Here is a 1,259-nt window from a genome sequence, read left to right as displayed (position 1 = left end):
GGGAAATAGAAAAGCTAGCTTCCAACTTAGGTCCTCAAGTGAATTACCCGCCCTTGGAGTAAGACAGGAAATTTCAAGATGTTTAGCCTTATTTGGGGAGGTGTTTATAGGATTACCATTTTATTATTGTTCTATCAGGTTAAATTTTGGTGTGTTGAAAATTATCATCGCAATTTTTTCTAGTATTTTGATGGGTACAATATTTTCTGCTTAGCAGCATGCTACCAAAATCAATGCCAAATACATGGGGTGGATTACATCTATGGATAATTTTATGAACTTTATAATCCCTGTTTTAAGTTGATATGGCTTTAAGGAAAGGCATAATTGGGCTAGAAATTACCCATTTTCAAGGTGAAAATCGCAATTGGGTATAACCTATAAAAATGGTCACTAAATCATGTGGACGTTCTCCACTTTCTAATTTTACTCAATGTTTTTTTCGCAACACCCAGAAAGGAAGCCAATTGAGTAGGAGGAACTATTTGAGTAATATCTCGAAAATTCTTTTCAAGATATTCCAAACGTCGTTGAGAAGATTAAAGTTGAAGCAAAGTAGAAAATTCCTCTTGCTTTGCAGCAAACCTTCTAATTCAGCTACGGTCTAAGGCATCTTTTTCCCTGACTCTGTTTGGTTACCTGAGATTCTTTCTTCCTGTTAGGAATGATGACCCTTAATTGATTGCCTTCAGATTTGTGCTTGCCTCCAAAATCTTTGGTATTGGTATTAATGTCGTTCTCAAAAAAGAATTAAAACTTAATTTGGCTATAACCAATATGTCATCTTATGAGTATCTTTTTTTTGCTTCTTTAGTAATTTTCAATACGAATTCTGTTTTTCCCTCAGTATAGGCATCTCTATCGTTTTTGTATTTCTTGGCGAGTTCTTTTTTTAGGTTTTCATATTCTTGAGCAAGTTTTGGATTGTCTTTTAAATAATCACGAAAGTAAAGTCTATCCCATAAGTTACCGTGTTCTTTTTCGCCCATATGTATATGGTAGGTTGGTGCTTTTACCTCTTTTGTTAAAATTCCCTTTATAAACATAATGTAAGGTGGATGACGATCATTTCTGAGCACGAAATAATAATTTTGAGATTTCATTTTATGAATTATTTCGTCTTTTATTTCATTATCGTTCGGGATTTCGACTAAAATGTCGATTGTTGGTTTAGCTAGTATATTTGGAATAGCCGTGCTTCCAAAATGCTCAATTTTTAAGGCATATTTACCCAAAATCCTACCTAATTCATTTTTTTC

General features: G+C 33.5%; 1 protein-coding gene. It reads right to left on the bottom strand.

The window, feature by feature from the left end; genetic code table 11:
• Positions 1–785: 785 nt before the first annotated feature.
• On the bottom strand, positions 786–1,259 hold a 474-nt coding region (locus E1171_RS01175; protein WP_155203270.1), incomplete at its 5' end, for a GrpB family protein.

Origin of the sequence: Xanthovirga aplysinae, assembly GCF_009711365.1 — a bacterium.
Taxonomy (GTDB): domain Bacteria; phylum Bacteroidota; class Bacteroidia; order Cytophagales; family Cyclobacteriaceae; genus Xanthovirga; species Xanthovirga aplysinae.
Note: the sequence above shows the minus strand (reverse complement) of the source record. Positions and strands in the feature narration are given on the sequence as shown.